The 20883-nt window shown below is 70.0% G+C and carries 18 protein-coding genes and 1 pseudogene; 15 read left to right on the top strand and 4 right to left on the bottom strand.

What is annotated here, in order from left to right; all coding sequences use genetic code 11:
• The 9 genes from Q9R19_RS06260 (at position 1) to Q9R19_RS06220 (ending at position 9764) form a co-directional block, all read left to right on the top strand.
• Entirely contained in the window at positions 1 to 876 is an 876-nt protein-coding gene (locus tag Q9R19_RS06260) for a DUF402 domain-containing protein (RefSeq protein WP_311255462.1), read from the top strand.
• Between the two features lie 78 nt (positions 877 to 954).
• Positions 955 to 1719 (top strand): YebC/PmpR family DNA-binding transcriptional regulator, encoded by a 765-nt coding sequence (locus tag Q9R19_RS06255; protein WP_311255461.1) that lies wholly within the window; start codon positions 955 to 957, stop codon positions 1717 to 1719.
• A gap of 151 nt (positions 1720 to 1870) precedes the next feature.
• Positions 1871 to 2494 carry a crossover junction endodeoxyribonuclease RuvC gene (gene ruvC, locus Q9R19_RS06250; RefSeq protein WP_311255460.1) on the top strand — a complete coding sequence of 208 codons (624 nt, stop codon included), beginning with the start codon at positions 1871 to 1873 and terminating at the stop codon, positions 2492 to 2494.
• A complete protein-coding gene (gene ruvA / locus Q9R19_RS06245) occupies positions 2491 to 3117 on the top strand; it encodes a Holliday junction branch migration protein RuvA (protein ID WP_311255459.1) in 627 nt (208 codons plus the stop codon). Before ruvC ends, ruvA begins: the two co-directional genes overlap by 4 nt.
• Positions 3110 to 4159 (top strand): Holliday junction branch migration DNA helicase RuvB, encoded by a 1050-nt coding sequence (gene ruvB, locus Q9R19_RS06240; protein WP_311255458.1) that lies wholly within the window; start codon positions 3110 to 3112, stop codon positions 4157 to 4159. Before ruvA ends, ruvB begins: the two co-directional genes overlap by 8 nt.
• Before the next feature lie 78 nt (positions 4160 to 4237).
• On the top strand, positions 4238 to 4660 hold the full coding sequence (yajC, locus tag Q9R19_RS06235) for a preprotein translocase subunit YajC (RefSeq protein WP_311255457.1): 423 nt from the start codon (positions 4238 to 4240) through the stop codon (positions 4658 to 4660).
• Between the two features lie 35 nt (positions 4661 to 4695).
• Entirely contained in the window at positions 4696 to 6450 is a 1755-nt protein-coding gene (secD, locus tag Q9R19_RS06230; protein WP_311255456.1) for a protein translocase subunit SecD, read from the top strand.
• Entirely contained in the window at positions 6450 to 7442 is a 993-nt protein-coding gene (gene secF / locus Q9R19_RS06225) for a protein translocase subunit SecF (RefSeq protein ID WP_311255455.1), read from the top strand. Before secD ends, secF begins: the two co-directional genes overlap by 1 nt.
• 69 nt (positions 7443 to 7511) lie before the next feature.
• Positions 7512 to 9764 (top strand): bifunctional (p)ppGpp synthetase/guanosine-3',5'-bis(diphosphate) 3'-pyrophosphohydrolase, encoded by a 2253-nt coding sequence (locus Q9R19_RS06220; RefSeq protein WP_311255454.1) that lies wholly within the window; start codon positions 7512 to 7514, stop codon positions 9762 to 9764.
• Here the strand turns inward: Q9R19_RS06220 and Q9R19_RS06215 are convergent.
• The 3 genes from Q9R19_RS06215 to Q9R19_RS06205 all read right to left on the bottom strand — a co-directional run bounded on the left by Q9R19_RS06215 (position 9734) and on the right by Q9R19_RS06205 (position 12117).
• Positions 9734 to 10321, bottom strand: coding sequence for a hypothetical protein (locus Q9R19_RS06215; RefSeq protein WP_311255453.1), 588 nt, complete (start codon positions 10319 to 10321; stop codon positions 9734 to 9736). The genes Q9R19_RS06220 and Q9R19_RS06215 overlap by 31 nt on opposite strands.
• 75 nt (positions 10322 to 10396) lie before the next feature.
• Positions 10397 to 11707, bottom strand: coding sequence for a DUF349 domain-containing protein (locus Q9R19_RS06210; protein WP_311255885.1), 1311 nt, complete (start codon positions 11705 to 11707; stop codon positions 10397 to 10399).
• Between the two features lie 95 nt (positions 11708 to 11802).
• A complete protein-coding gene (locus Q9R19_RS06205; protein WP_311255452.1) occupies positions 11803 to 12117 on the bottom strand; it encodes a hypothetical protein in 315 nt (104 codons plus the stop codon).
• Positions 12118 to 12288: 171 nt separating this feature from the next.
• On the opposite strand from Q9R19_RS06205, the gene nirB reads away from it, so the two are divergent.
• From nirB to Q9R19_RS06180, 5 genes are read left to right on the top strand one after another with little or no spacing between them, the layout of a single operon-like run.
• Positions 12289 to 14868 (top strand): nitrite reductase large subunit NirB, encoded by a 2580-nt coding sequence (nirB, locus tag Q9R19_RS06200; RefSeq protein WP_311255451.1) that lies wholly within the window; start codon positions 12289 to 12291, stop codon positions 14866 to 14868.
• Positions 14865 to 15227: a nitrite reductase small subunit NirD gene (nirD, locus tag Q9R19_RS06195; protein WP_311255450.1), complete on the top strand. Its 363-nt coding sequence runs from the start codon at positions 14865 to 14867 to the stop codon at positions 15225 to 15227. The genes nirB and nirD overlap by 4 nt, the downstream gene beginning before the upstream one ends.
• Positions 15224 to 16459 carry a uroporphyrinogen-III C-methyltransferase gene (gene cobA / locus Q9R19_RS06190; protein WP_311255449.1) on the top strand — a complete coding sequence of 412 codons (1236 nt, stop codon included), beginning with the start codon at positions 15224 to 15226 and terminating at the stop codon, positions 16457 to 16459. Before nirD ends, cobA begins: the two co-directional genes overlap by 4 nt.
• On the top strand, positions 16456 to 17586 hold the full coding sequence (locus Q9R19_RS06185; RefSeq protein ID WP_311255448.1) for a uroporphyrinogen-III synthase: 1131 nt from the start codon (positions 16456 to 16458) through the stop codon (positions 17584 to 17586). The genes cobA and Q9R19_RS06185 overlap by 4 nt, the downstream gene beginning before the upstream one ends.
• On the top strand, positions 17583 to 18260 hold the full coding sequence (locus Q9R19_RS06180; RefSeq protein ID WP_311255447.1) for a CbiX/SirB N-terminal domain-containing protein: 678 nt from the start codon (positions 17583 to 17585) through the stop codon (positions 18258 to 18260). Before Q9R19_RS06185 ends, Q9R19_RS06180 begins: the two co-directional genes overlap by 4 nt.
• A 59-nt stretch (positions 18261 to 18319) precedes the next feature.
• Here Q9R19_RS06180 and Q9R19_RS06175 read toward each other — a convergent pair.
• Positions 18320 to 19266, bottom strand: a pseudogene (locus Q9R19_RS06175) (formate/nitrite transporter family protein).
• A gap of 173 nt (positions 19267 to 19439) precedes the next feature.
• On the opposite strand from Q9R19_RS06175, the gene Q9R19_RS06170 reads away from it, so the two are divergent.
• The gene (locus tag Q9R19_RS06170) at positions 19440 to 20759 is read left to right on the top strand and encodes a replication-associated recombination protein A (RefSeq protein ID WP_311255446.1); all 1320 of its coding nucleotides are present in this window, start codon (positions 19440 to 19442) and stop codon (positions 20757 to 20759) included.
• Positions 20760 to 20883 lie beyond the last annotated feature (124 nt).

Below are 20883 nucleotides of genomic sequence, written 5' to 3'. Positions count from 1 at the left end.
ATGCGTCTTCCTCTCGGATCATCGGATGTCAGCGCGAGCGGCGGAACAGTCACCCTGGTCGGGCGCAGGGGAGACGCATGGGCGCCGCTGCTCGCGGAGCGGATGCCGTTGACCGACGCCATCGACCTGCTCGCGGATCAGCATGACGGCGCGCACCCCGGCGTCGAACTCGCGAACGCCGTCGCCGCGGGTTCCGCCGAGGCGGAGAGATTCGCCCCCGGGCAGGTGATCCTGTGGCGGTACGGGAAGTGGATCGAGACCGCACGCGTCGTCCGCGACGATGAACGCGGTCTGGTGGCATGGATCCCGTCCGGATCGGCGCGGCTGGAGTCGGTGCCCGCGGACGGCCGGAGGACCCGCGATGTGCCGCTCGCCGAGCGGTTCAGCGTCGCGCGGACCGTCCGCGAGTCGGTCTGGCGAGGGCCGGGCGTCGTGCGGGCGGCGCCCCACGGCCGACCGTGGTCGGTGTGGTTCTTCCGTCGTGCCGACGGCACGCCCGACGGCGCGTACGTGAACCTGGAACTGCCTCACCTGCGCTCTGCCGCCTCACAGGCCCACATCCTCTCGCGCGACCTGATCCTCGACCTGTGGATCGACGCGCAGCACGCCGGCGAGGAGGACATCTGGCTCAAGGACGCCGACGAGCTGGGCTCCGCCGTGGCGCAGGGGCGCTTCACGTCGGCGCAGGCGGACGCCGTGCGCGCGATCGCCGACCACGCGGTCGCCGAGCTCATCATGCCCGGCGCCTGGCCGCTCGACGAGGGCTGGGAACGCTGGGTGCCGGATGCCGCGATGGATCAGCCCATCCTGCTCCCGCATGTCCCGTTCATCCGCGATGCGCTCGGCCGCGGCGACGAGGCGCAGCGGGAGCGCTGACGGGCCGCGTGTTCGCGATTCGTTAGACTGGACGACGCCCTGGAGGCGACTCGGGGCACACGAGACGAGCGGAGACATATGTCCGGGCATTCCAAGTGGGCCACGACCAAGCACAAGAAGGCGGTCATCGACTCGCGTCGTGCCAAGTCGTGGGCCAAGCTCATCAAGAACATCGAGGTCGCGGCCAAGCTCGGCGGCCCCGATCTGGCCGGAAACCCGACGCTGTACGACGCGGTGCAGAAGGCCAAGAAGACCTCCGTGCCCAAGGACAACATCGACCGCGCCGTCAAGCGCGGCGCAGGCATCGGCGGCGAGGCGGTCGAGTACTCCTCGATCATGTACGAGGGCTACGGCCCGAACGGCGTGGCGCTGATGATCGAGTGTCTGACCGACAACAAGAACCGCGCCGCGGCCGAGGTGCGCACCGCGCTCACCCGCAACGGGGGCACGCTGGCCGATCCCGGGTCGGTGGCCTACAACTTCACCCGCAAGGGCGTCATCGTGGTCGGCTCCGAGGGCACCACCGAGGACGACGTGATGATGGCGGCGCTCGAGGCGGGGGCAGAGGAGGTCGAGGACCACGCCGAGGGCTTCCAGGTCATCACCGAGGCCACGGATCTGGTCGCCGTGCGCTCGGCGCTGGTCGACGTGGGCATCGATTACGAGTCGGCCGACGTCGAGTTCGTGCCGAACCTCAAGGTCGAGATCGACGCCGACACGGCCCGCAAGGTCTTCCGGCTGATCGACGCGCTCGAGGACAGCGACGACGTGCAGAACGTGTTCAGCAACTTCGACCTCACCGCCGAGGTGCAGGCCGAGCTGGAGAACGACGACGACGAGTGACCCTTTCCGGGTTCGCGACGCTTCGATCCCCACGCCCCACTCCAGCCACCGCTGCGCGCCGGCCGGAGCCTCGGGAGCGCGTGGGCCCGGCTCAGCGACCCACTCGGGCGCGCCTGCGCCCGCGGCGTTTCCGCGCCCGTAGCCTGGGGGAGTGAGTTCTCTGCGCGTGCTGGGCATCGACCCCGGCCTGACCCGCTGCGGCGTGGGGATCGTCGATGTCGGCCGCACGCGACAGGCCACGCTCGTGCACGTCGGCGTGGTTCGCACACCCGCTGACGCGGACCTCTCCGCGCGTCTCGCGGCGGTGGCCGCGGGCATCCGCTCCGTCATCGAAGAGCACCGTCCGGATGCCGTCGCCGTCGAGCGCGTGTTCGCCCAGCACAACGTGCAGACAGTGATGGGCACGGCCCAGGCATCCGGCGTCGCCCTGCTGATCGCGGCAGAGGCGGGCCTGCCCGCCGCCACGCACACGCCCAGCGAGGTGAAGGCGGCCGTCACCGGCTACGGCTCTGCCGACAAGCGACAGGTGCAGGCGATGATCGCCCGCATCCTGCGGCTGGATGCACCGCCGCAGCCCGCGGATGCCGCGGATGCGCTCGCGATCGCCCTCTGTCACGCCTGGCGCGGCGGAGCGGCGGCGCCCACGGCATCCAGCCCTCTCACGCCCGCGCAGCGGGCCTGGGCCGACGCCGAGCGCGGCGCGCGCGCGCCTCGTCTTTCGACTCGCTCCGCTCGCTCAACAACCGGGGGAGGGGGCCGTAGGGTGGAGGCATGATCTCCTCGCTGCGCGGCACGGTGCTGCACGCCGCCTCCGGCCACGTCGTCATCGAGACGGGCGGCGTCGGGTTCTCGGTGTTCGTTCCGGCCGACGTCGCTCACACCGCGGTGCCCGGGGAGTCGCTGCAGCTGCACACCAGCCTGATCGTCCGCGAGGACGCGCTGAGTCTGTACGGCTTCGGGGATCGCGATGAGCTGGAGATCTTCGGGCAGCTGCTCAGCGTCACGGGCGTGGGGCCGAAGTCGGCGCTGGGCGTGCTCTCGCACCTGACCGTGGATCAGATCGCCGAGGCGGTCACCGCCGAGGACGACGCCCCGTTCCGGCGCGTATCCGGCATCGGCCCGAAGACCGCCAAGCTGATCGTGGTGCAGCTGGCGGGCAAGGTGCAGGCGCGTGTCGCCTCCGCGCCGGCGGCGGCGACAGCAGCATCCGCGACCGTCGACCAGGTCACCGCCGCGCTCGTCGGTCTGGGGTGGACGGAGAAGGTGGCGGCGGAGGCTGCTGCGCAGTCGGCGGACGATGCCACGGATGCCGAACGCGAATCCGTGTCCGCGCTGCTGCGCCGCACGCTCGCGGCGATGGGCCAGCCGACTCCGGCGCAGGGGGCGAAGCGTGGCTGAGCACGAGGCCCGCGACGCCGCCGAGGCGCTGGATGAGACCGAGCTCGCGATCGAGGGCGCACTGCGCCCGACCAGCCTGGGCGAGTTCGTCGGGCAGCCCAAGGTGCGCGGCCAGCTGCAGCTGCTGCTGGAGGCCGCCCGCATCCAGGAGCGCCCCGCCGATCACATCCTGCTCGCGGGCCCGCCCGGGCTGGGGAAGACGACGCTGGCGATGATCGTCGCCCACGAGAGCGGGCGCGCCTTGCGCCTGAGCAGCGGCCCCGCGATCCAGCACGCCGGTGATCTGGCGGCACTGCTGTCCAGCCTCACGCCCGGGGAGGTGCTGTTCATCGACGAGATCCACCGGATGGCCCGCTCCGCCGAGGAGATGCTGTACCTCGCGATGGAGGACTTCCGCATCGACATCATGGTCGGCAAGGGCGCCGGCGCCACCAGCATCCCGCTGGACCTGGCCCCCTTCACGCTCGTCGGCGCCACCACGCGCTCGGGCCTGCTGCCCAACCCGCTGCGCGACCGCTTCGGGTTCACCGGCCACCTGGAGTTCTACGACGAGAGCGATCTGGAGCGGGTCATCGCGCGCTCGGCGACGGTGCTCGGCGTCGGCCTGCCCGCCGACTCGCTCGCCGAGATCGCCCGTCGCTCCCGTGGCACGCCGCGGATCGCGAACCGGCTGCTGCGGCGCGTGCGCGACTACGCGCTCGTGCACGGCTCCCGCCGCGACAGCGGTGGGGGAGAGGCGTCGATCGCCGACGTGCGCGCGGCTCTGGAGCTGTACGACGTCGACGCGATCGGACTCGACCGGCTCGACCGAGCGGTGCTGGATGCCCTGGTGCGCCGATTCCGCGGCGGTCCCGTGGGACTCAGCACCCTCGCCGTCGCCGTCGGGGAGGAGGCCGAGACGGTGGAGAGCGTCGTCGAGCCCTACCTGGTGCGCATCGGGTTCCTGGGCCGCACGCCGCGCGGTCGCATCGCGATGCCCGAGGCGTACCGCCACCTGGGTGTGGACCACCCCGAGGGTGCGGCATTGTTCGATGACCTATAATCGCTGAAGGCTTCCCGGAATCCCGGTTTCCCCCACGCAGCGCCGCGTTCGGCGTGCACCTGAAAGGCTCTTGCACTCATGGATCCCATGTCCCTCATGCTGTTCGGTCTTCTCGCAGTGATGCTCGTGTTCATGTTCCTGAACACGCGCAAGCGGCAGAGGCAGATGAAGGAGCAGCAGGAGGAGAAGGCGGCCAAGACGGTCCCCGGCGCCAAGGTCCTGCTGCAGGGCGGCCTGTACGGCACGATCGTCTCCTTCGACCCGGTCGACCTGGACAAGCCCGCCGAGGTCGAGCTCGCGCCGGGCGTGGTCATCGAGGTGCACAGTCAGGCCATCATCCGGGTCATCGACCCCACCGACCCGGTCGATGACGCGACCGACGAGGACGAGGTGGATGCCGAGACCATCCCGGCCGAGGGCGCGGAGGACGGCATCGAGGCGATCCAGGTCGAGACGCCCGAGGAGACGAAGGCTCGTCTCGAGCGCAACAACGACAACTGACGCGCAGCGTCATCTCTCGCGGAAAGCGGAACCTCGTGGCATCCACATCCCCGACCCGCCACGCCTGGCGGGTCCTTCTCGGCCTGCTCATCGTGACGGCGGTGCTGTTCGGCATCAACTCGCTCGGCGTGTACGTCTTCAAGGCGGACAACGGCAAGCCCGCCAGCTCGTGGGCGCCCGAGCTCGCGCTCGACCTGCAGGGCGGCACGCAGATCATCCTGCAGGCCGCGACGCCCGACGGCTCGGCGCCGACGAGCGACCAGCTGAACCAGGCGGTGGCGATCATCCGTCAGCGCGTGGATGCATCGGGGGTGTCCGAGGCGGACATCACCACCGAGGGCGGCCGCAACATCGTCGTCCAGATCCCCGGCACCGCCTCCAAGGCCGAGCGCGAGCGGATCATGGCCAGCGCCAAGCTCGAGTTCCGCGCCGTGCTCGCCACGACCGCCCCGTCGAACGAGTTCATCGGGGAGGACGGCAAGAGCACCCCTTACCCGTCGCCGGCCGCGACGCTGGAGGCGACCCCCACCGCTGCACCGACGGACGCATCCGACCCGGCATACATCACGCCCAAGCTGCAGGCCGAGTTCCTCGCCTACGACTGCTCGAAGGAGCAGGACAGCAACCCGCCGGAGGACGAGCCGCTGATCGCCTGCGAGGCCGACGAGAAGGGCATCTTCCAGGCGAAGTACCTGCTCGGGCCGATGGAGCTGGACGGCACCGTGATCAACGACGCCACCGCCGGGCGCGAGCAGCAGTCCGGCAAGTGGACCGTCAACCTGTCGATGGATGCCAAGGGCACCAAGGTGTTCGGCGAGATCAGCCAGCGACTGAACGCCAACCGCCTGGCGAACCTCAGCCCCCGCGACCAGTTCGCCTTCGTGCTGGATGGCAAGGTCATCTCCGCGCCCATCATGCAGGCCACGATCCTGAACGGCAAGCCCAGCATCTCGGGCAACTTCACGCAGGAGTCGGCCAAGGTGCTGGCCGACCAGCTGAAGTACGGCGCCCTGCCGCTGAGCTTCACCGTGCAGAGCTCGGACACCGTCTCGGCCACGCTCGGTTCGCAGCAGCTGCAGTACGGCCTGATCGCCGGCCTGATCGGACTGGGACTGGTCGCCATCTACTCGCTGCTCAGCTACCGCGCCCTGGGCTGGGTGATCATGGCGTCGATCGCCGTGATGGGCGTGCTGACGTACATCATCATCGCGATCCTGGCCTGGCGGATGGGCTTCCGGCTCTCGCTCGCCGGTGTCGCCGGTCTGATCGTGTCGATCGGATTCACCGCCGACTCATTCATCGTGTACTTCGAGCGAATACGAGATGAGCTGCGAGACGGCAAATCGATCATCGGCTCGGTGGAGGACGGCTGGGGTCGCGCGAAGCGCACGATCTACATCTCCAAGTCGATCAACGTGCTGGCGGCCGTCGTGCTGTTCATCCTGGCCGACGCCACGGTCAAGGGCTTCGCCTTCACGCTGGGCCTGACCACGCTGATCGACGTGTTCATCTTCGTGATCTTCACGCATCCGGTGATGCAGCTGCTGGCCCGCACCCGCTTCTTCGGCGGCGGGCACAAGCTGTCGGGGCTGGATCCCGAATCGCTCGGCGCCGTGTATCGCGGTCGTGCGCGATTCCGTGAGGCGACCACGGGAGGCACCGGCCGGGCAGCCCGCAACAAGGGCGCCCGCGGCGAAGCCGAGAAGCGCCAGACCATCGCCGAGCGCAAGCGCGCTGAGGCCCTCGCCGCGATGGGATCCAAGGATGCCGGAAAGGACTCCGACGCCTGATGTTCTCCATGAATGAGTTCGGCAACAACCTGTACTCGGGAAAGACGTCCTTCCCGTTCGTCGGCCGGCGCCGCCTGTGGTTCGTCATCGCCATCCTGCTGGTGCTCGGCTCGGTCGTCGTGCCGCTCACCAAGGGCGTGCAGTTCTCGATCGAGTTCACCGGCGGCTCGCAGTTCATGGTCGTCGACCCCGACAGCCGCGAGCAGAGCCTGGCGACCGATGCGGTGCGCAGCGTCGTGGCGGACGCGACCACCAAGGTCGCGATCGTCAACAACAAGGACGTCCGAGTCCAGACAGACCAGATGTCGCCTGACCAGACGCAGGACGTCAAGGCCGCTCTGGCCGACGCGTACGGCGTGCAGGCCGACGAGGTCGCGGACTCGTTCATCGGTCCGGCCTGGGGTGAGGGCGTCACGCGCCAGTCCCTCTGGGGTCTGGCGATCTTCCTGGCACTGACCTTCCTGATCCTCGGCATCTACTTCCGCACCTGGAAGATGTCCGCCGCATCGATCGTCGGCCTGCTCGACGTGCTGGTGATCACGGTCGGCATCTACGCGCTGGCAGGGTTCGAGATCTCGCCCGCGGCGGTGATCGGCTTCCTGACGATCCTCGCGTACTCGCTGTACGACACCACGGTCGTCTTCGACAAGGTGCGCGAGAACACCGAGGAGGATGCCGTCTCGCTGCAGCGCACCTTCGGCGAATCGGTCAACCTCGCGGTCAACCAGACCCTGATCCGCTCGATCAACACCTCGGTCGTGGCTGCGCTTCCGGTGGGGGCGATCCTGTTCATCGGCGCGTTCTGGTTCGGCGCCGAGACGCTCACCTCGATCTCGCTGTCGATCTTCGTCGGCATCCTGGTCGCCACCTACTCCACGCTGTTCGTGTCGGCGCCGCTGTACGCCGCGTTCCGTCAGGGCGAGCCCGGCATTCGCGAGCACGACAAGAAGGTGCTGCTGGCGCGCGAGCGCGCCGCCTCCGCCGCGGTCTGACCGCTGCCGCGGGGACCGGGAAGACCCCGGCCCCCGCGTAGGATGATCACATCGCGGACAGGAGCACAGATGGCGGATTCTCAGGCCACATCGCAGGGTTCCAGCCTGCGCCGGCTGGTGCCGCGCATCTTCTCGCGCGCGCCCCGCGTCAACGACCTGGACAACCTGATCCGCACGGTGCGCGCCAACCACCCGCGCGGCGATCTGCCGGTGATCGAGCACGCCTACCGGATCGCCAAGGAGAAGCACCAGGGCCAGGTGCGTCAGAGCGGCGAGCCGTACATCACCCATCCCCTCGCGGTCGCGCAGATCCTCGCCGAGCTCGGCCTCGGGCCTCGGGCCGTGGCGGCGGCGCTGCTGCACGACACGGTCGAGGACACCGGCTACGCGCTGGCCGAGCTGACCTCGGAGTTCGGCGACGAGGTGGCGATGCTCGTAGACGGCGTCACCAAGCTCGACAAGGTGAAGTACGGCGAGAGCGCCCAGGCCGAGACCGTGCGCAAGATGATCGTGGCGATGTCCAAGGACATCAGGGTGCTGCTCATCAAGCTCGCCGATCGCCTGCACAACGCACGCACCTGGGGGTTCGTTCCGCCAGAGAAGGCGGCGCGCAAGGCCAAGGAGACACTGGAGATCTATGCCCCGCTGGCCAATCGGCTGGGCATCCAGACCATCAAGTCCGAGCTCGAGGACCTGTCCTTCGCGGTGCTGCATCCCAAGCTCTACGCAGAGATCACCAGCCTCATCGCCCAGCGCACCCCGCAGCGGGAGAAGTACCTGCAGCAGGTCATCGACGCGATCGACGAGGATCTGCGCGAACTGCGCATCCGCGGCAAGGTGTTCGGCCGCCCCAAGCAGCTCTACTCGGTGTACCAGAAGATGGTGGTGCGCGGTCGCGAGTTCGACGACATCTACGATCTGATCGGCATCCGCGTGCTGGTGAACTCGGTGCGCGACTGCTATGCGGTGCTCGGTGCGATCCACGCGCGCTGGACTCCGCTGCCCGGCCGCTTCAAGGATTACATCGCCACGCCCAAGTTCAACCTGTACCAGTCGCTGCACACCACGGTGATCGGCCCCTCAGGGCGCACGGTCGAGATCCAGATCCGCACGCACGAGATGCATCAGCAGGCCGAGTTCGGCGTCGCCGCGCACTGGATGTACAAGGAGCGCATGAATGGGGGCAAGGTCGACACCCGCAAGACGGATGCCGACATGGCCTGGCTCGCGCACATCTCCGACTGGCAGGCCGAGACCGCAGACCCGAGCGAGTTCCTGGACTCGCTGCGCTTCGAGATCGGAGCGAAGGAGGTCTACGTCTTCACCCCGAAGGGGCGTGTCATCGGCCTGCCGTCCGGTGCGACGACGGTGGACTTCGCGTACGCCGTGCACACCGAGATCGGTCACCGCACCATGGGCGCTAAGGTCAACGGGCGCCTGATGCCGCTGGAGACAGAGCTGCGCAGCGGCGACGTGGTCGAGGTGTTCACCTCGAAGAATCCGGATGCCGGCCCCAGCCAGGACTGGCTGTCGTTCGTGAAGAGCACGAGGGCGCGCAACAAGATCCGCGGCTGGTTCACCAAGGAGCGCCGCGAAGAGGCGGTCGAGCAGGGCAAGGAGTCCATCGCACGCGCGATGCGCAAGCAGAACCTGCCCCTGCAGCGACTGATGAACCAGGAGTCCTTCGCCGAGGTCGCCCGTCAGCTGCGCTATGAGGACGTCTCCGCGCTCTACGCCGCAGTCGGCGAGGGACATGTCTCCACGCAGTCGGTGCTCGAGAAGGTGACCGCTCTGGTCGCCACCGAGCCCGACACCAGCACCGGGGCCATCGAGCTGCCCGGGCACGCGCCGGTCCGCGAGGCGCGCTCCGGCGACTCGGGCATCCTGGTGCGCGGTGCGTCCGACATCCTGGTCAAGCTGGCGCGCTGCTGCACGCCCGTGCCGGGTGACCCGATCGTCGGCTTCGTTACCCGCGGCAGCGGCGTGTCGGTGCACCGCAAGGACTGCGTCAATGTGAAGGCGCTGGGCTCGGACCCCGAGCGCTTCGTCGAGGTGGAGTGGGCTCCGACCACCAAGAGCGTGTTCCGCGTGCAGATCCAGGTGGAGGCGCTGGATCGCGGGGGGCTGCTCTCCGATGTCACGCGCGTGCTCACCGAGCACCACGTCAACATCCTCTCCGCATCCGTGTCCACCACCGATGAACGGCTGGCGCTCAGTCGCTTCGTGTTCGAGATGGGCGACTCGGTGCATCTGGACCGCGTGCTGAACGCCGTGCGGCGCATAGACGCCGTTTACGACGTGTACCGCGTCACGACCTCCTGACCCGACCGGCGGGCAGCTGCACCCAGCTTCTGCAGGTGCTCCGCCGCGCCCCGTCGTCCCGGCCGCCGCGGCGAGGCGTCGACGACGTCGCTCAGCTCCGCGAGCAGCGTGGAGCGGGCCTGCAGCAGGGCGCGCAGCCACCAGTCATCCGCATCGGTGAGCGCGGTGGCGAACAGCAGCTCCACCGCCGTCGCCAGCGGAGTGAGAACTCTCGTGCCGCCGATGCTCTGCACGTCGTCGCGTGACGCCCTGGCCTCGTGGTACATCACCCGGGGGGAATGCGGCACGCGCGTTCGGGTGCTCACGATGCGACGAACGTGGTGGATGCCGGGCGGAGCGTCGCCGGCACCGTGGATCCAGGCCGCGGTCGGTCCGCACGCCGCCGCGTGCGCGGGCACCAGCTCCCGCACGCTCGTCGCCCTGGCATCCGCATCCTCCACCGAGTCGGCCGGCATGTAGCCGTCACCGACCTCGATCACATCGCCGTCCAGGCGAGCGGCCGTCAGCTCGGGCAGCGAGAGACGTCCTCCCGGGCGGTAGAACAGCGCAGGATGCATACAAAGAGTATGAGCCGTGCGCCCGGGCGACGGGCGAGCACGGCTCATACCTGTGGATAACGCGATCGGGGCCGTTCAGCCGCCCAGCGCGTTCAGCCACGCACGACGCGCGGTCAGCGCCTCGGTCGCCTCCTTGACGGCCCTCTTGTCGCCGGACTTCTCCGCGGCGGCAAGCTCGGCCTCGAGCTTCTCGATGGACTCGACCAGCTGCGAGCTCATGTCGTTCGCGCGCGCCTTCGTCTCGGGGTTGTTCTTCTTCCAGTCGACGTCCTCGCGAGACTTCAGCGCCTGCTCGATCGAGCGCATCCGGTCATCGAGTGCGCGCTCCCGCTCGCGCGGGAAGATGCGTCCGACTTCGTCCCACTGGCGCTGGATGCGGGTCAGCAGCGCACGTGCCCGCTTCAGGTTGGGCTCGTCGGCGACTGCCTTGGCCTCTTCGAGCAGCGCCTCACGAGCTTCGATCCGGGGCGCGGAGTCGGCTTCTTCGGCCGCAGCCTGCTCGGCGCGGGCCGCGTACAGCGCGTCGCCGGCGGCCTTGAACTTCGCCCACAGGGCGTCGTCGGCCTTGCGTCCGGCACGGCCGGCCGCCTTCCACTCGTCGAGCAGACCGCGGTAGGCGGGGATGCCGTCGACCCCACGTGGTGCGAGGGCCTCGGCGCGCTCGACCAGGCGCGACTTCGCGTCGCGCGCAGCGCGGTGCACGTCGTCGAGCTCGGAGAAGAACGCGCGGCGGGCCTTGTCGACGCTCGAGCGCGCATCGCGGAATCGCTTCCAGAGCTGCTGCGCGGTGCCCTTGGGCAGACGCGGTCCGTTCTGCTGGTGCGCCTGCCAGGCGTCGAACAGCTCGGTCATCTCGACGGTGACCTGCTTCCACTGCACCTTCGTGAGGTCGCGGGCAGCGACTGCCTCAGCCTTCTCCACGATCGCGGCGCGCTCCGTGATGGCGGCCTCCAGCGCCTCCTTGGCCGCCTCGGCCTCCTTCTCGGTCGCCTCCGACAGCGAGGAGATCAGCATCTCGATCCGTGCACGAAGGCCTGCGAGATCGCCGACCGCGGCAGCGTCGGTGACCTCGGTGAGCAGGTGCTTCGCCTGCTTGGTCAGGTCGGATGCAGAGCTGCCGCCGGCCTGAGCGCGGGTCTCGAGCGTCCCGAGCTTCACCGCGAAGTCGTCGAATTTGCGCGCGTAGTACGCCAGCGCCTCCTCGGGCGTGCCGTCGGGGTACTGGCCCACGGGGCGCCAGTTCTCGCCCTCGCGCACCTCGACGGTGCCGTCCTCGGTCACGCGTCCCCACTGGGCGGCATCCGACGCCACGGGTGCGGGGGCGGCCGGAGCTGCGGCGGCGGCCGCGACGATCGGGGTCAGCGGCTTGCGCGGCGGCGCGGGCATGGGAGGGGTGGGCTTGGGGGCGTTGTCGTCAGACACGGTGTGCTCCTTGCGCGGTCAGCCCGCGGGAGTGGGGAAAGGACTCCGCTCAGCCTAGTTCACTCACCCGACGTCTGTGTGGGCTGCGGTGACGGCGTCGCATCGGGCGTGAACAGGGGAGTCGGTGCGGGCGCCGACGGCGCGTCGGAGGGCGCGGACGGGGTGGGCGCGGGGGCTGTGACCTGGGCGTGGACGGTCTGGCTGACGACCGCGCCGATCACGATCAGCCCACAGGCGATCGAAGCGATCACGGTGTCTCGCCGACGGCGCGCCAGCATCCGATCGTTCCAACCGGTTCGCGCCGCGTACAGGCGCGCACGTTCTGCATCCTTGCGGGCGCGCTGCTGCGCGCCACGGGAACCGCGTGTCGCCATCGCGTTCCTCTCCCTCCGTCCGGACCGGTGGGCCCGCCACCGCAACCCTATCGCCTGGTCTGCTCACACCATCGTTACCCGTTTGTGAGCGAACTGTTCGACGCGCGTAACGTGGATCGGCCGGTTCGCGAAACACGGGCTCCATAGCTTCGATGCATGGAACAGGGTGCGATGACCGAAAAGCTCAGAGCCGCCGCGGATGTGCTCGTGGTGGGTGCGGGGATGGTCGCGCACCGCTTCGTCGACAGTCTTCTCAGCGGCGGTCAGGACCGCCACTCCGTCACCGTGATCGGCGAGGAGGCGAGGGATCCCTACGACCGCGTGGGCCTGACGTCCTTCTTCTCCGGCGCGACCGCCGACGAGCTCGCGCTGGACCGCAGGGTGCTCGCCGATCCACGGGTGACCCATCTGAGCGGCGATCCCGTGACGCACGTCGACCGTGCCGCGCAGACGGTGCAGACGCTGTCCGGCGCGGTGCTCGCCTACCAGACGCTGGTTCTGGCCACCGGGTCGTATGCTCCGCGGCTTCCGGTCGAGGGCCGCGACCTCGACGGATGCTTCGTCTATCGCACCCTCGACGACGTGGCGCGGCTGCGTGAGCACGTCGCGGAGCGGAGCGCGCGACTGGGACGGACGCTACGCGGCGCTGTGATCGGCGGTGGCCTGCTCGGGCTCGAGGCCGCCGGGGCGCTGCAGGGGATGGATGTCGACTGCACGGTGGTGCAGTCCTCGGATCGGCTCATGTCCGCCCAGCTCGACGCGGCGGGCGGGATCGTGCTGCGGCGTCTCATCGAGGCTCGAGGCATCTCGGTGCGCACCGGAAGCCGCACCAGCCGGCTCGCGGCCGACGAGTCCGGCGCGGTCGCCGCGGTCGAGTTCCAGGACGGAGGCCGCCTGCCCGCCGACGTCGTCGTGTTCACCGTCGGCGTCCGCCCGCGCGACGAGCTCGCCCGCGCGGCGGGACTCGCGGTCCACCCGCACGGAGGCGTGATCATCGACGAGGGATGCCGCACGGACGATCCTCGGATCCTCGCCGTCGGTGAGGTCGCGAGCTTCGAGGGGCGCGCGGTGGGTCTGGTCGCGCCGGGATACGCGATGGCGGAAGTGGCGGCGGCGCGGCTGAACGGCGCGGACGCGTCCTTCCCCGGCTACGACGACTCGACGAAGCTGAAGCTGTCCGGCGTGGACGTGGCGAGCTTCGGGGACGCGATGGCGACGATTCCCGGCGCGCTCGACGTGGTCTACACCGACCCGGTGGCGGGCGTCTACAAGAAACTCGTCCTCTCGGACGATGCGAAGACGCTCCTCGGCGGCATCCTGATTGGCGACGCGTCGGCGTACGGCGCACTGCGGCCGCTCGTCGGGGGCCCACTGGGCGGTGACCCGGCGGCGTACCTGCTGCCGGAGGACCGCGTAGAGGCGCCCTCCCGCGAACTGCCCGACGACGCTGTCGTCTGCTCGTGCTCGAACGTCACCGCGGGACGCATCCGCACCGCCGTGCACGAGGAGGGATGCGCGGACGCGGCGGGCGTGAAGAGCTGCACACGAGCGGGCGCCACCTGCGGTTCCTGCGTCTTCATGGTGTCGAAGATCGTCGCCAAGGAACTCGCGAAGTCCGGTCGCACGGCTTCCACGGCTCTGTGCGAGCACTTCGACATGTCACGACGCCAGCTGTTCGACGCCGTGCGCGTGTCGGAGCTCACGACCTTCAGCGCGATCATCGCGCGCTTCGGCCGTGGGCGGGGCTGCGACATCTGCAAGCCCGCCCTGGCCAGCATTCTCTCCGTGCTGGTCGGGGAGCACGTGCTCGACGGCGAGAACGCCGCGCTGCAGGACACCAACGACCATGTGATGGCGAACATGCAGAAGGACGGCACCTATTCGGTCGTGCCGCGCATGCCCGGCGGCGAGGTCACACCTGCCGGATTGATCGCGATCGGCCGGATCGCCGACGACTACGGGCTCTACACGAAGATCACCGGGGGTCAGCGGATCGACATGTTCGGCGCCCGGCTCGAGCAGCTTCCCGCGATCTGGGGGCGCCTCGTCGAGGCGGGATTCGAGTCTGGGCAGGCGTACGGCAAGGCGTTGCGCACGGTGAAGTCGTGCGTGGGCTCCACGTGGTGCCGATACGGCGTCCTCGACTCGGTGGGCATGGCGGTGCGCCTCGAACTGCGCTACCGCGGGCTGCGTGCGCCCCACAAGCTCAAGGTGGGCGTCTCGGGATGCGCTCGCGAATGCGCGGAGGCCCGCAGCAAGGACGTCGGAGTGATCGCCACCGAGACCGGCTGGAACATGTATGTGGGCGGGAACGGCGGATTCTCACCGAGGCATGCCGAGCTGCTGGCCTCGGAGCTCGACGACGAGGGGCTGATCCGCGCGATCGATCGCTTCTTCATGTACTACATCCGCACGGCCGACCGGCTGCAGCGGACGGCACCCTGGTGTGAGGAACTCGAGGGCGGTCTGGACGGCCTGCGCGAGGTCATCTTCGATGACAGTCTCGGCATCTGCGCTGATCTCGACGCCGCGATGGCGCGCCACGTCGACCGCTACGAGGACGAGTGGGCGGCGACGCTCCGCGACCCGGAGAAGCTGCGGCGCTTCGGCTCCTTCGTGAACGCCGCAGACACCCCCGATCCCTCGCTCGCGTACGTGCCCGTCCGCGGACAGGTGCGGCCGGCGACCGCGGACGAGCGGTCGGCCGAGAGCATCCTCATCGCCGGAACCACCTTGGAGGTGCGCAGATGACCATCGCAGCAGCCGTCGACACGCTCGTGCGCGTGTGCTCAATACGGGACCTGGAAGTGGAACGCGGTCGCGCCGCGCTGCTCGGCAGCACGCAGATCGCGCTGTTCCTCCTCGCGGACGGCACGGTGCACGCCGTGTCGAACCTCGACCCGTACAGCGGAGCGCACGTGATGTCCCGCGGCATCGTCGGCACCAGGGATCAGTCGCCCACGGTCGCCTCTCCGATGCACAAGCAGGTCTTCGATCTGCGCACCGGCCTGTGCGTGGCGACGCAGGGCAGGCCTGCGGCGTCCTTGCGGGTCTGGCTGGTCGTCGTCCGCGATGATGACGTCTACCTCGACTTCGAGGAGCAGGGATGACGCTGATGCTGGGGGTCTCACTTGCCGGGCGCGACGTTCTGCTGGTCGGGGGAGGCGCCGTGTCGGCGCGCCGGCTGCGTCGGTTCGTCGATGAGGGCGCCATCGTGCGGGTCGTCGCGCCGGAGCTGGATTCCGACACCGCTCGGCTCGTCCGGACGCATGCGCTGGACTGGCGGGCGCGACGGTTCCGCGCCGCGGACCTCGCAGGGGTGTGGATGGTGCACGTCGCGACCGGCGATGCGCACGTCGATCGCCGCGTCGTGGCACTCTGCGAACGACGCCGGATCCTGTGCGTCGCGGCCGGTGACGGATCGCACGGCTCAGCGCGGATGACTGCTCAGACGGAGGCGGGTGACGTCACACTCGGCGTCGTCAGCACCCACGGCGCCGACCCGAGGCGCACGATGGCGATCCGGGATGCGATCGGAGACCTCGTGGCCAACGGACGCCTCCCGCTGCGCCGCAACCGGCGAGGCGGGGCAGGCCGCGTGGATCTCGTCGGCGGAGGGCCAGGGCCCGCCGATCTGATGACGGTGCGTGCCCGGCGCCTCATCGCCGAGGCGGACGTGATCGTCACCGACCGTCTCGGGCCCGCGCAGGAGGTCGTCCGTGAACTCGACCCCGGTGTGCAGGTGATCGACGTCGGAAAGCGCCCTGGGGCCCATCCCGTGCCACAGGAGGAGATCAACAGCATCCTCGTCGAGCATGCGCTCGCGGGGCATCGTGTGGTCCGCCTCAAGGGCGGCGATCCGTTCGTGTTCGGCCGCGGTGGTGAGGAGGTGCGGGCCTGCCTCGCCGCCGGTGTCGCCGTCGAGGTCACGCCAGGGGTGTCCAGCGCGATCGCTGTGCCTCAGGCGGCGGGCATCCCGGTCACCCACCTTGGCACCGCAGCCGCCTTCCACGTCGTCAACGGCCAGGGCGGACTCGAGCCTTCGACGCTGGCCGCGATGGGCGATCCCGCGGTGACGACGATCGTGCTCATGGGCGTCGCCGCGCTCCCGCAGCTCGTTTCGGCCGCGGTGCGCAGCGGCATCCCGGGGGAGCGTCCGATGGCGTTCGTCGAGAACGGGCACAGCGCAGTGCAGCGCACCACCCGCACCACGCTGGCGCACGCGCTGACCGCCGCCGCGGAGATCGGCCTCAGCAACCCCGCGGTGATCGTGATCGGCGAGGTCGCACGCGCAGATCTGCTTCTGCCCGCCCCCGCGTCGCAGCGGGTGGCACTCGCATGACGGCCGCCTCCCTGCCCGACGAGGCCCTGACCGGATGCACGATCGTCATCGCCGCCGACCGGCGCGCGGGCGACCTGGCCAAGGCGCTCGAGCGCCGCGGAGCCGCGGTGTACCGGGCTCCGGCACTGAGCATCCTTCATGCCGCCGATGACGAGCAGCTCATCGAGCGGTCGCGCGCGCTCATCGCGGAACCGCCGGACGTGGTCGTGGTCACCACCGGCATCGGCCTGCGGGGGTGGATGGACGCGGCGCACGAGCGCGGTCTGCACGAGCCCCTATCAACCGCCCTGCAGGACGCCCGCTTCATCGCCCGTGGGCCCAAAGCGCACGGCGCCGTCCAGCAGGCCGGCTTCGCGGCGCGGTGGGTCGCCGCATCCGAGACGTCCGCCGAGGTCGCAGAGCACCTGATCGCGGGCGGTGTCGAGGGGCTTCGCATCGCCGTCCAGCACCACGGCGCCGGGGCCGATGGGCTCGACTCCCTGCTGATCGAGCACGGCGCCGACGTCGTGCCGCTCACCGTGTACCGCTGGGGGCCTCCGCCGGACCCGGAAGTGGTGCGGCGCTCCGCGCAGCAGGCCGCATCGGGAGCCGTCGACGCTGTCCTGTTCACCTCGGCGCCGGGTGCGGCAGCCTGGATCCGCGTGGCGGAGGACGCGGGAGCGATCCGCGCCATCCGGGAGCGCGCGGCGAACGGCCGGCTGCTGCTGGCGGCCGTCGGCCCGATCACCGCGGCTCCCTTCGCAGAGGCGGCTCTGAACGTGAAGACGGCCGTGCGGGGAAGGCTCGGATCGCTGGTGCGCTGCGTCGTCGATCACTTCGCCGCGGGCGGCACGCCGTTCGCCACCACCGCGGCGGGGGAACTCGAGGTGCGTAGCGGCGGGGCACTGCTGGACGGTCGTTTCGCCCCGCTCTCCCCATCGTCGGCGAGCATCCTCGGGGCACTGTTCGATGCCCGCGGGCGGGTGCTCTCACGCGAGGAGCTGGGGCGAACGCTTCCGCGCGGGGGCGAGAGCGCCCACGCCGTGGAGATGGCGATCGCGCGCCTGCGCGACGGTCTCGGTGGCGCGGATGCCGTGAGGACGGTGGTCAAGCGCGGATACCGCCTGACCGTGCCGGAGACGGCGTGACTACTCTGATCGCCTGCTCGCACGGCACGGACTCCGGCGCAGGGCGCGCGACGATCGTCCGGCTGGTGGAGATGGTACGCGAGCTGCTGCCCGGCGTGCGGGTGGTGCAGGCCTTCGTCGACGTCCAGACCCCCGCGATCCGCGACGTCGTCGTCGAAGAGAGCACGGAGGACGACGTGGTAGTGGTGCCCCTGCTGCTGTCTGCGGGCCACCACACCGCCGTCGACATCGCCGAGGCGATCGCAGGGCATCCCGGTGCTCGCCGGACCGAGCCGTTGGGTTCGCATCCGCTCGTCGCGCACGTGCTCGCCACGCGCCTGCGCGCCGCTGTGAGCGGTTCCTGGCGCGCCGGCGATCGGGTGGTGCTTGCTGCGGCGGGGTCGAGCGATCCCGTCGCAGCGGTCGATGTGGACACGGCGGCCGAGCACCTGCGTGCTCTGATCCCCGCCCCGGTGTCGGTCGGCTATGTCTCGACGATGCGGCCGCGGATCGCGGATGCCGTCGCCGGTGCGCGACTGGAGGGAGCGGGGCGCGTGATCGCGGCCAGCCACCTGCTCGCGCCCGGCTTCTTCGCCGGCCTCGTCCACGAAGCCGGTGCCGATGTGGTCTCCGCGCCACTCGGTGCGGATCCGCGTATCGCCCAGGTCATCGTCGAGCGCTTCCGAACAGCCTGACCACGCAGGGCGTGGCGCGGTCGTTCCCGACCGCGCCACGCCCCTCCGCCGCCAGGTCATCAGACCGCCGTGGGCTGCCGCTCGCGCTCGACATCGGCGAGAACCGAGTCGGCGCCGGCGTCGGATTCGAGCTCCGCCGGGGCGGGGGAGACGGATGACGAGGCCGGGACCTCGACCGCGGCGACGGTGCGCGGCGCCGACGTGCCCGCCGTGCGCGGGCGGGTGCGGCCGTGGCTCAGGTAGAGCGGGAGTCCGACGAACAGCAGACCGCCCACGAGGTTGCCCAGCAGGGTGGGGAACTCGTTCCAGATGAGGTAGTCCCACAGCGTGAAGTCCGCCCCGAGCAGCAGGCCGGAGGGGAACAGGAACATGTTGACCACGGAGTGCTCGAAGCCCATGTAGAAGAAGAGCATGATGGGCAGCCACATGCCCAGGACCTTCCCCGTGATGCTGTCAGAGGCCATCGCCAGTACGACGCCGGTGGACACCAGCCAGTTGCACAGCACACCGCGGACGAACAGCGTCAGCATGCCGGCCGCGCCGTGCTCGGCGTAGCCCACGGTGCGGCCGTGACCGATCTCGCTGATCGCCTGCCCGACGGCGCTGGGCTCGGAGGAGAACGAGTACGTGAAGTACAGCGCCATGAGCACCGCGACGAGGACTGCGCCGCCCGCGTTGCCGAGGAGCACCAGGCCCCAGTTCCGGAGCATGGCGGGTACGGTCGCGGCCTTCGGGCGATCACCGCCAACGGGCCGAGGGTGAACACCCCGGTGAGCAGGTCGTATCCGAACAGATAGAGGATGGCGAAGCCGACGGGGAAGAGCAGGGCGCCCAGCAGGGGCTGGCCGGTCTGCGTCGACACGGTCACGGCGAAGGCCGCTCCCATCGTGAGCAGGGCCGCGCCCATGAAGGCGCGCACGACGGTGTCGCGCGCGGAGAGCTGCATCTTGCTGGCGCCGGCGTCGAGCATGCGCTCGACGAGCTCGGCGGGCTTGACATAGGACATGAGGACCTCCAGTGACAGGAGCCCGACGGGCTCGCTCGGGTCCAGCGTCGCCGGGTCGCGTTTCAGGGGATGGCGGATGGGGTTACGGCAGTGGAACGAAGAGCTCACCTCCCGCCATGCGCGCTGTGAAGTCGCGCGCCTCCGCTGTCGGTGCCGCCCAGTAGCCTGGAGTCATGACCTCCGCTCCTCTCCTCTCGGGTCAGACGCCGCTCGCCGTGCGCATGCGGCCGGTCTCGCTCGACGAGGTGGCGGGGCAGGCGCACCTGCTGCGCTCGGGGTCTCCCATCGTGGCCCTCGCCGATCCTGACGCCAAGGCACCCGGCGCGGTGTCGATCATCCTGTGGGGCCCACCCGGCACCGGCAAGACGACGCTCGCGCAGGCGATCGCGCGGTCGTCCGGTCGACGGTTCGTCGAGCTGTCCGCGATCACCGCGGGCGTCAAGGACGTACGCGAGGTGATGCAGGAGGCCATCACACAGCGGGACCTCTACGGCCAGACCACGATCCTGTTCCTGGATGAGATCCACCGCTTCACGAAGGCGCAGCAGGACGCCCTGCTCCCGGGTGTCGAGAACGGCTGGGTGATCCTCATCGCCGCGACCACCGAGAACCCCTCGTTCTCGGTCATCTCACCGCTGCTGTCGCGTTCCCTGCTGCTCACGCTCCAGCCGCTGACCGACGACGACATCGGCGTTCTGATCGATCGCGCCATCACGGATGCGCGCGGTCTGTCCGGCGCGGTCACGGTGGCCGACGATGCGCGCGCCGCGCTGATCAGGCTGGCCTCCGGCGATGCCCGCCGGGCGCTGACCGGGCTCGAGGCGGCCGCCGCCGTCGCGCTGTCGCGCGGAGGCGAGGCGGAGATCACGGCCGACGACGTCGCCCAGGCGGTGGACCGCGCGCTGCTGCGCTACGACCGTCAGGGCGACGAGCACTACGACGTGATCAGCGCGTTCATCAAGTCGATTCGCGGTTCCGATCCGGATGCCGCGGTGCACTACCTGGCCCGCATGATCGAGGCGGGGGAGGACCCGCGCTTCATCGCGCGACGACTCGTCATCTCCGCCGCGGAGGACATCGGTCTGGCGGATCCGCAGGCGCTGTCGATCGCCACCGCCGCGGCGGATGCCGTGGCGTTCATCGGCATGCCGGAGGGCCGCATCCCGCTCGCCGAGGCGACCATCTATCTCGCCACGACGGCCAAGTCGAACGCCGCATACCTGGCGATCGACGCCGCGATCGCCGATGTGCGCGGCGGCGGCTTCGGGCGCGTGCCGGTCCACCTGCGCGACGCGCACTACGCGGGTGCCAAGCGACTCGGGCACGGCAAGGGATACCGCTACCCGCACGACAGCGACGCGGGCATCCTGCCGCAGCAGTACCTGCCCGATGAGCTGGTCGGCCGCCGGTACTACGAGCCCAAGAACCTGGGCGCCGAACGCGACGTGTCCGCGCGGCTGGAGCGGATCCGCAGGATCCTCGGCGACCGCTGAGACCGCAGAGTCGATCTGTTAGGATGGAGCGGCTCGAAACCGGAGTTTTCGGGCATCCCTCCACTCCTGAACAGCTTCTCGACGTGCCCCGGCGTGCACGACGGGAAGAGGGAACCGAGGCGAT

The sequence above is a fragment of the Microbacterium sp. ARD32 genome (assembly GCF_031844385.1).
Lineage (GTDB): Bacteria > Actinomycetota > Actinomycetes > Actinomycetales > Microbacteriaceae > Microbacterium.
Note: the sequence above shows the minus strand (reverse complement) of the source record. Positions and strands in the feature narration are given on the sequence as shown.

Coding starts and splice junctions, on each gene's coding strand:
- Q9R19_RS06260 (WP_311255462.1), top strand. CDS start 1: ATGCGTCTTCCTCTCGGATCATCGGATGTCAGCGCGAGCGGCGGAACA.
- Q9R19_RS06255 (WP_311255461.1), top strand. CDS start 955: ATGTCCGGGCATTCCAAGTGGGCCACGACCAAGCACAAGAAGGCGGTC.
- ruvA (WP_311255459.1), top strand. CDS start 2,491: ATGATCTCCTCGCTGCGCGGCACGGTGCTGCACGCCGCCTCCGGCCAC.
- yajC (WP_311255457.1), top strand. CDS start 4,238: ATGGATCCCATGTCCCTCATGCTGTTCGGTCTTCTCGCAGTGATGCTC.
- secF (WP_311255455.1), top strand. CDS start 6,450: ATGTTCTCCATGAATGAGTTCGGCAACAACCTGTACTCGGGAAAGACG.
- Q9R19_RS06220 (WP_311255454.1), top strand. CDS start 7,512: ATGGCGGATTCTCAGGCCACATCGCAGGGTTCCAGCCTGCGCCGGCTG.
- Q9R19_RS06215 (WP_311255453.1), bottom strand. CDS start 10,321: ATGCATCCTGCGCTGTTCTACCGCCCGGGAGGACGTCTCTCGCTGCCC.
- Q9R19_RS06210 (WP_311255885.1), bottom strand. CDS start 11,707: ATGCCCGCGCCGCCGCGCAAGCCGCTGACCCCGATCGTCGCGGCCGCC.
- Q9R19_RS06205 (WP_311255452.1), bottom strand. CDS start 12,117: ATGGCGACACGCGGTTCCCGTGGCGCGCAGCAGCGCGCCCGCAAGGAT.
- nirB (WP_311255451.1), top strand. CDS start 12,289: ATGACCGAAAAGCTCAGAGCCGCCGCGGATGTGCTCGTGGTGGGTGCG.
- nirD (WP_311255450.1), top strand. CDS start 14,865: ATGACCATCGCAGCAGCCGTCGACACGCTCGTGCGCGTGTGCTCAATA.
- cobA (WP_311255449.1), top strand. CDS start 15,224: ATGACGCTGATGCTGGGGGTCTCACTTGCCGGGCGCGACGTTCTGCTG.
- Q9R19_RS06185 (WP_311255448.1), top strand. CDS start 16,456: ATGACGGCCGCCTCCCTGCCCGACGAGGCCCTGACCGGATGCACGATC.
- Q9R19_RS06170 (WP_311255446.1), top strand. CDS start 19,440: ATGACCTCCGCTCCTCTCCTCTCGGGTCAGACGCCGCTCGCCGTGCGC.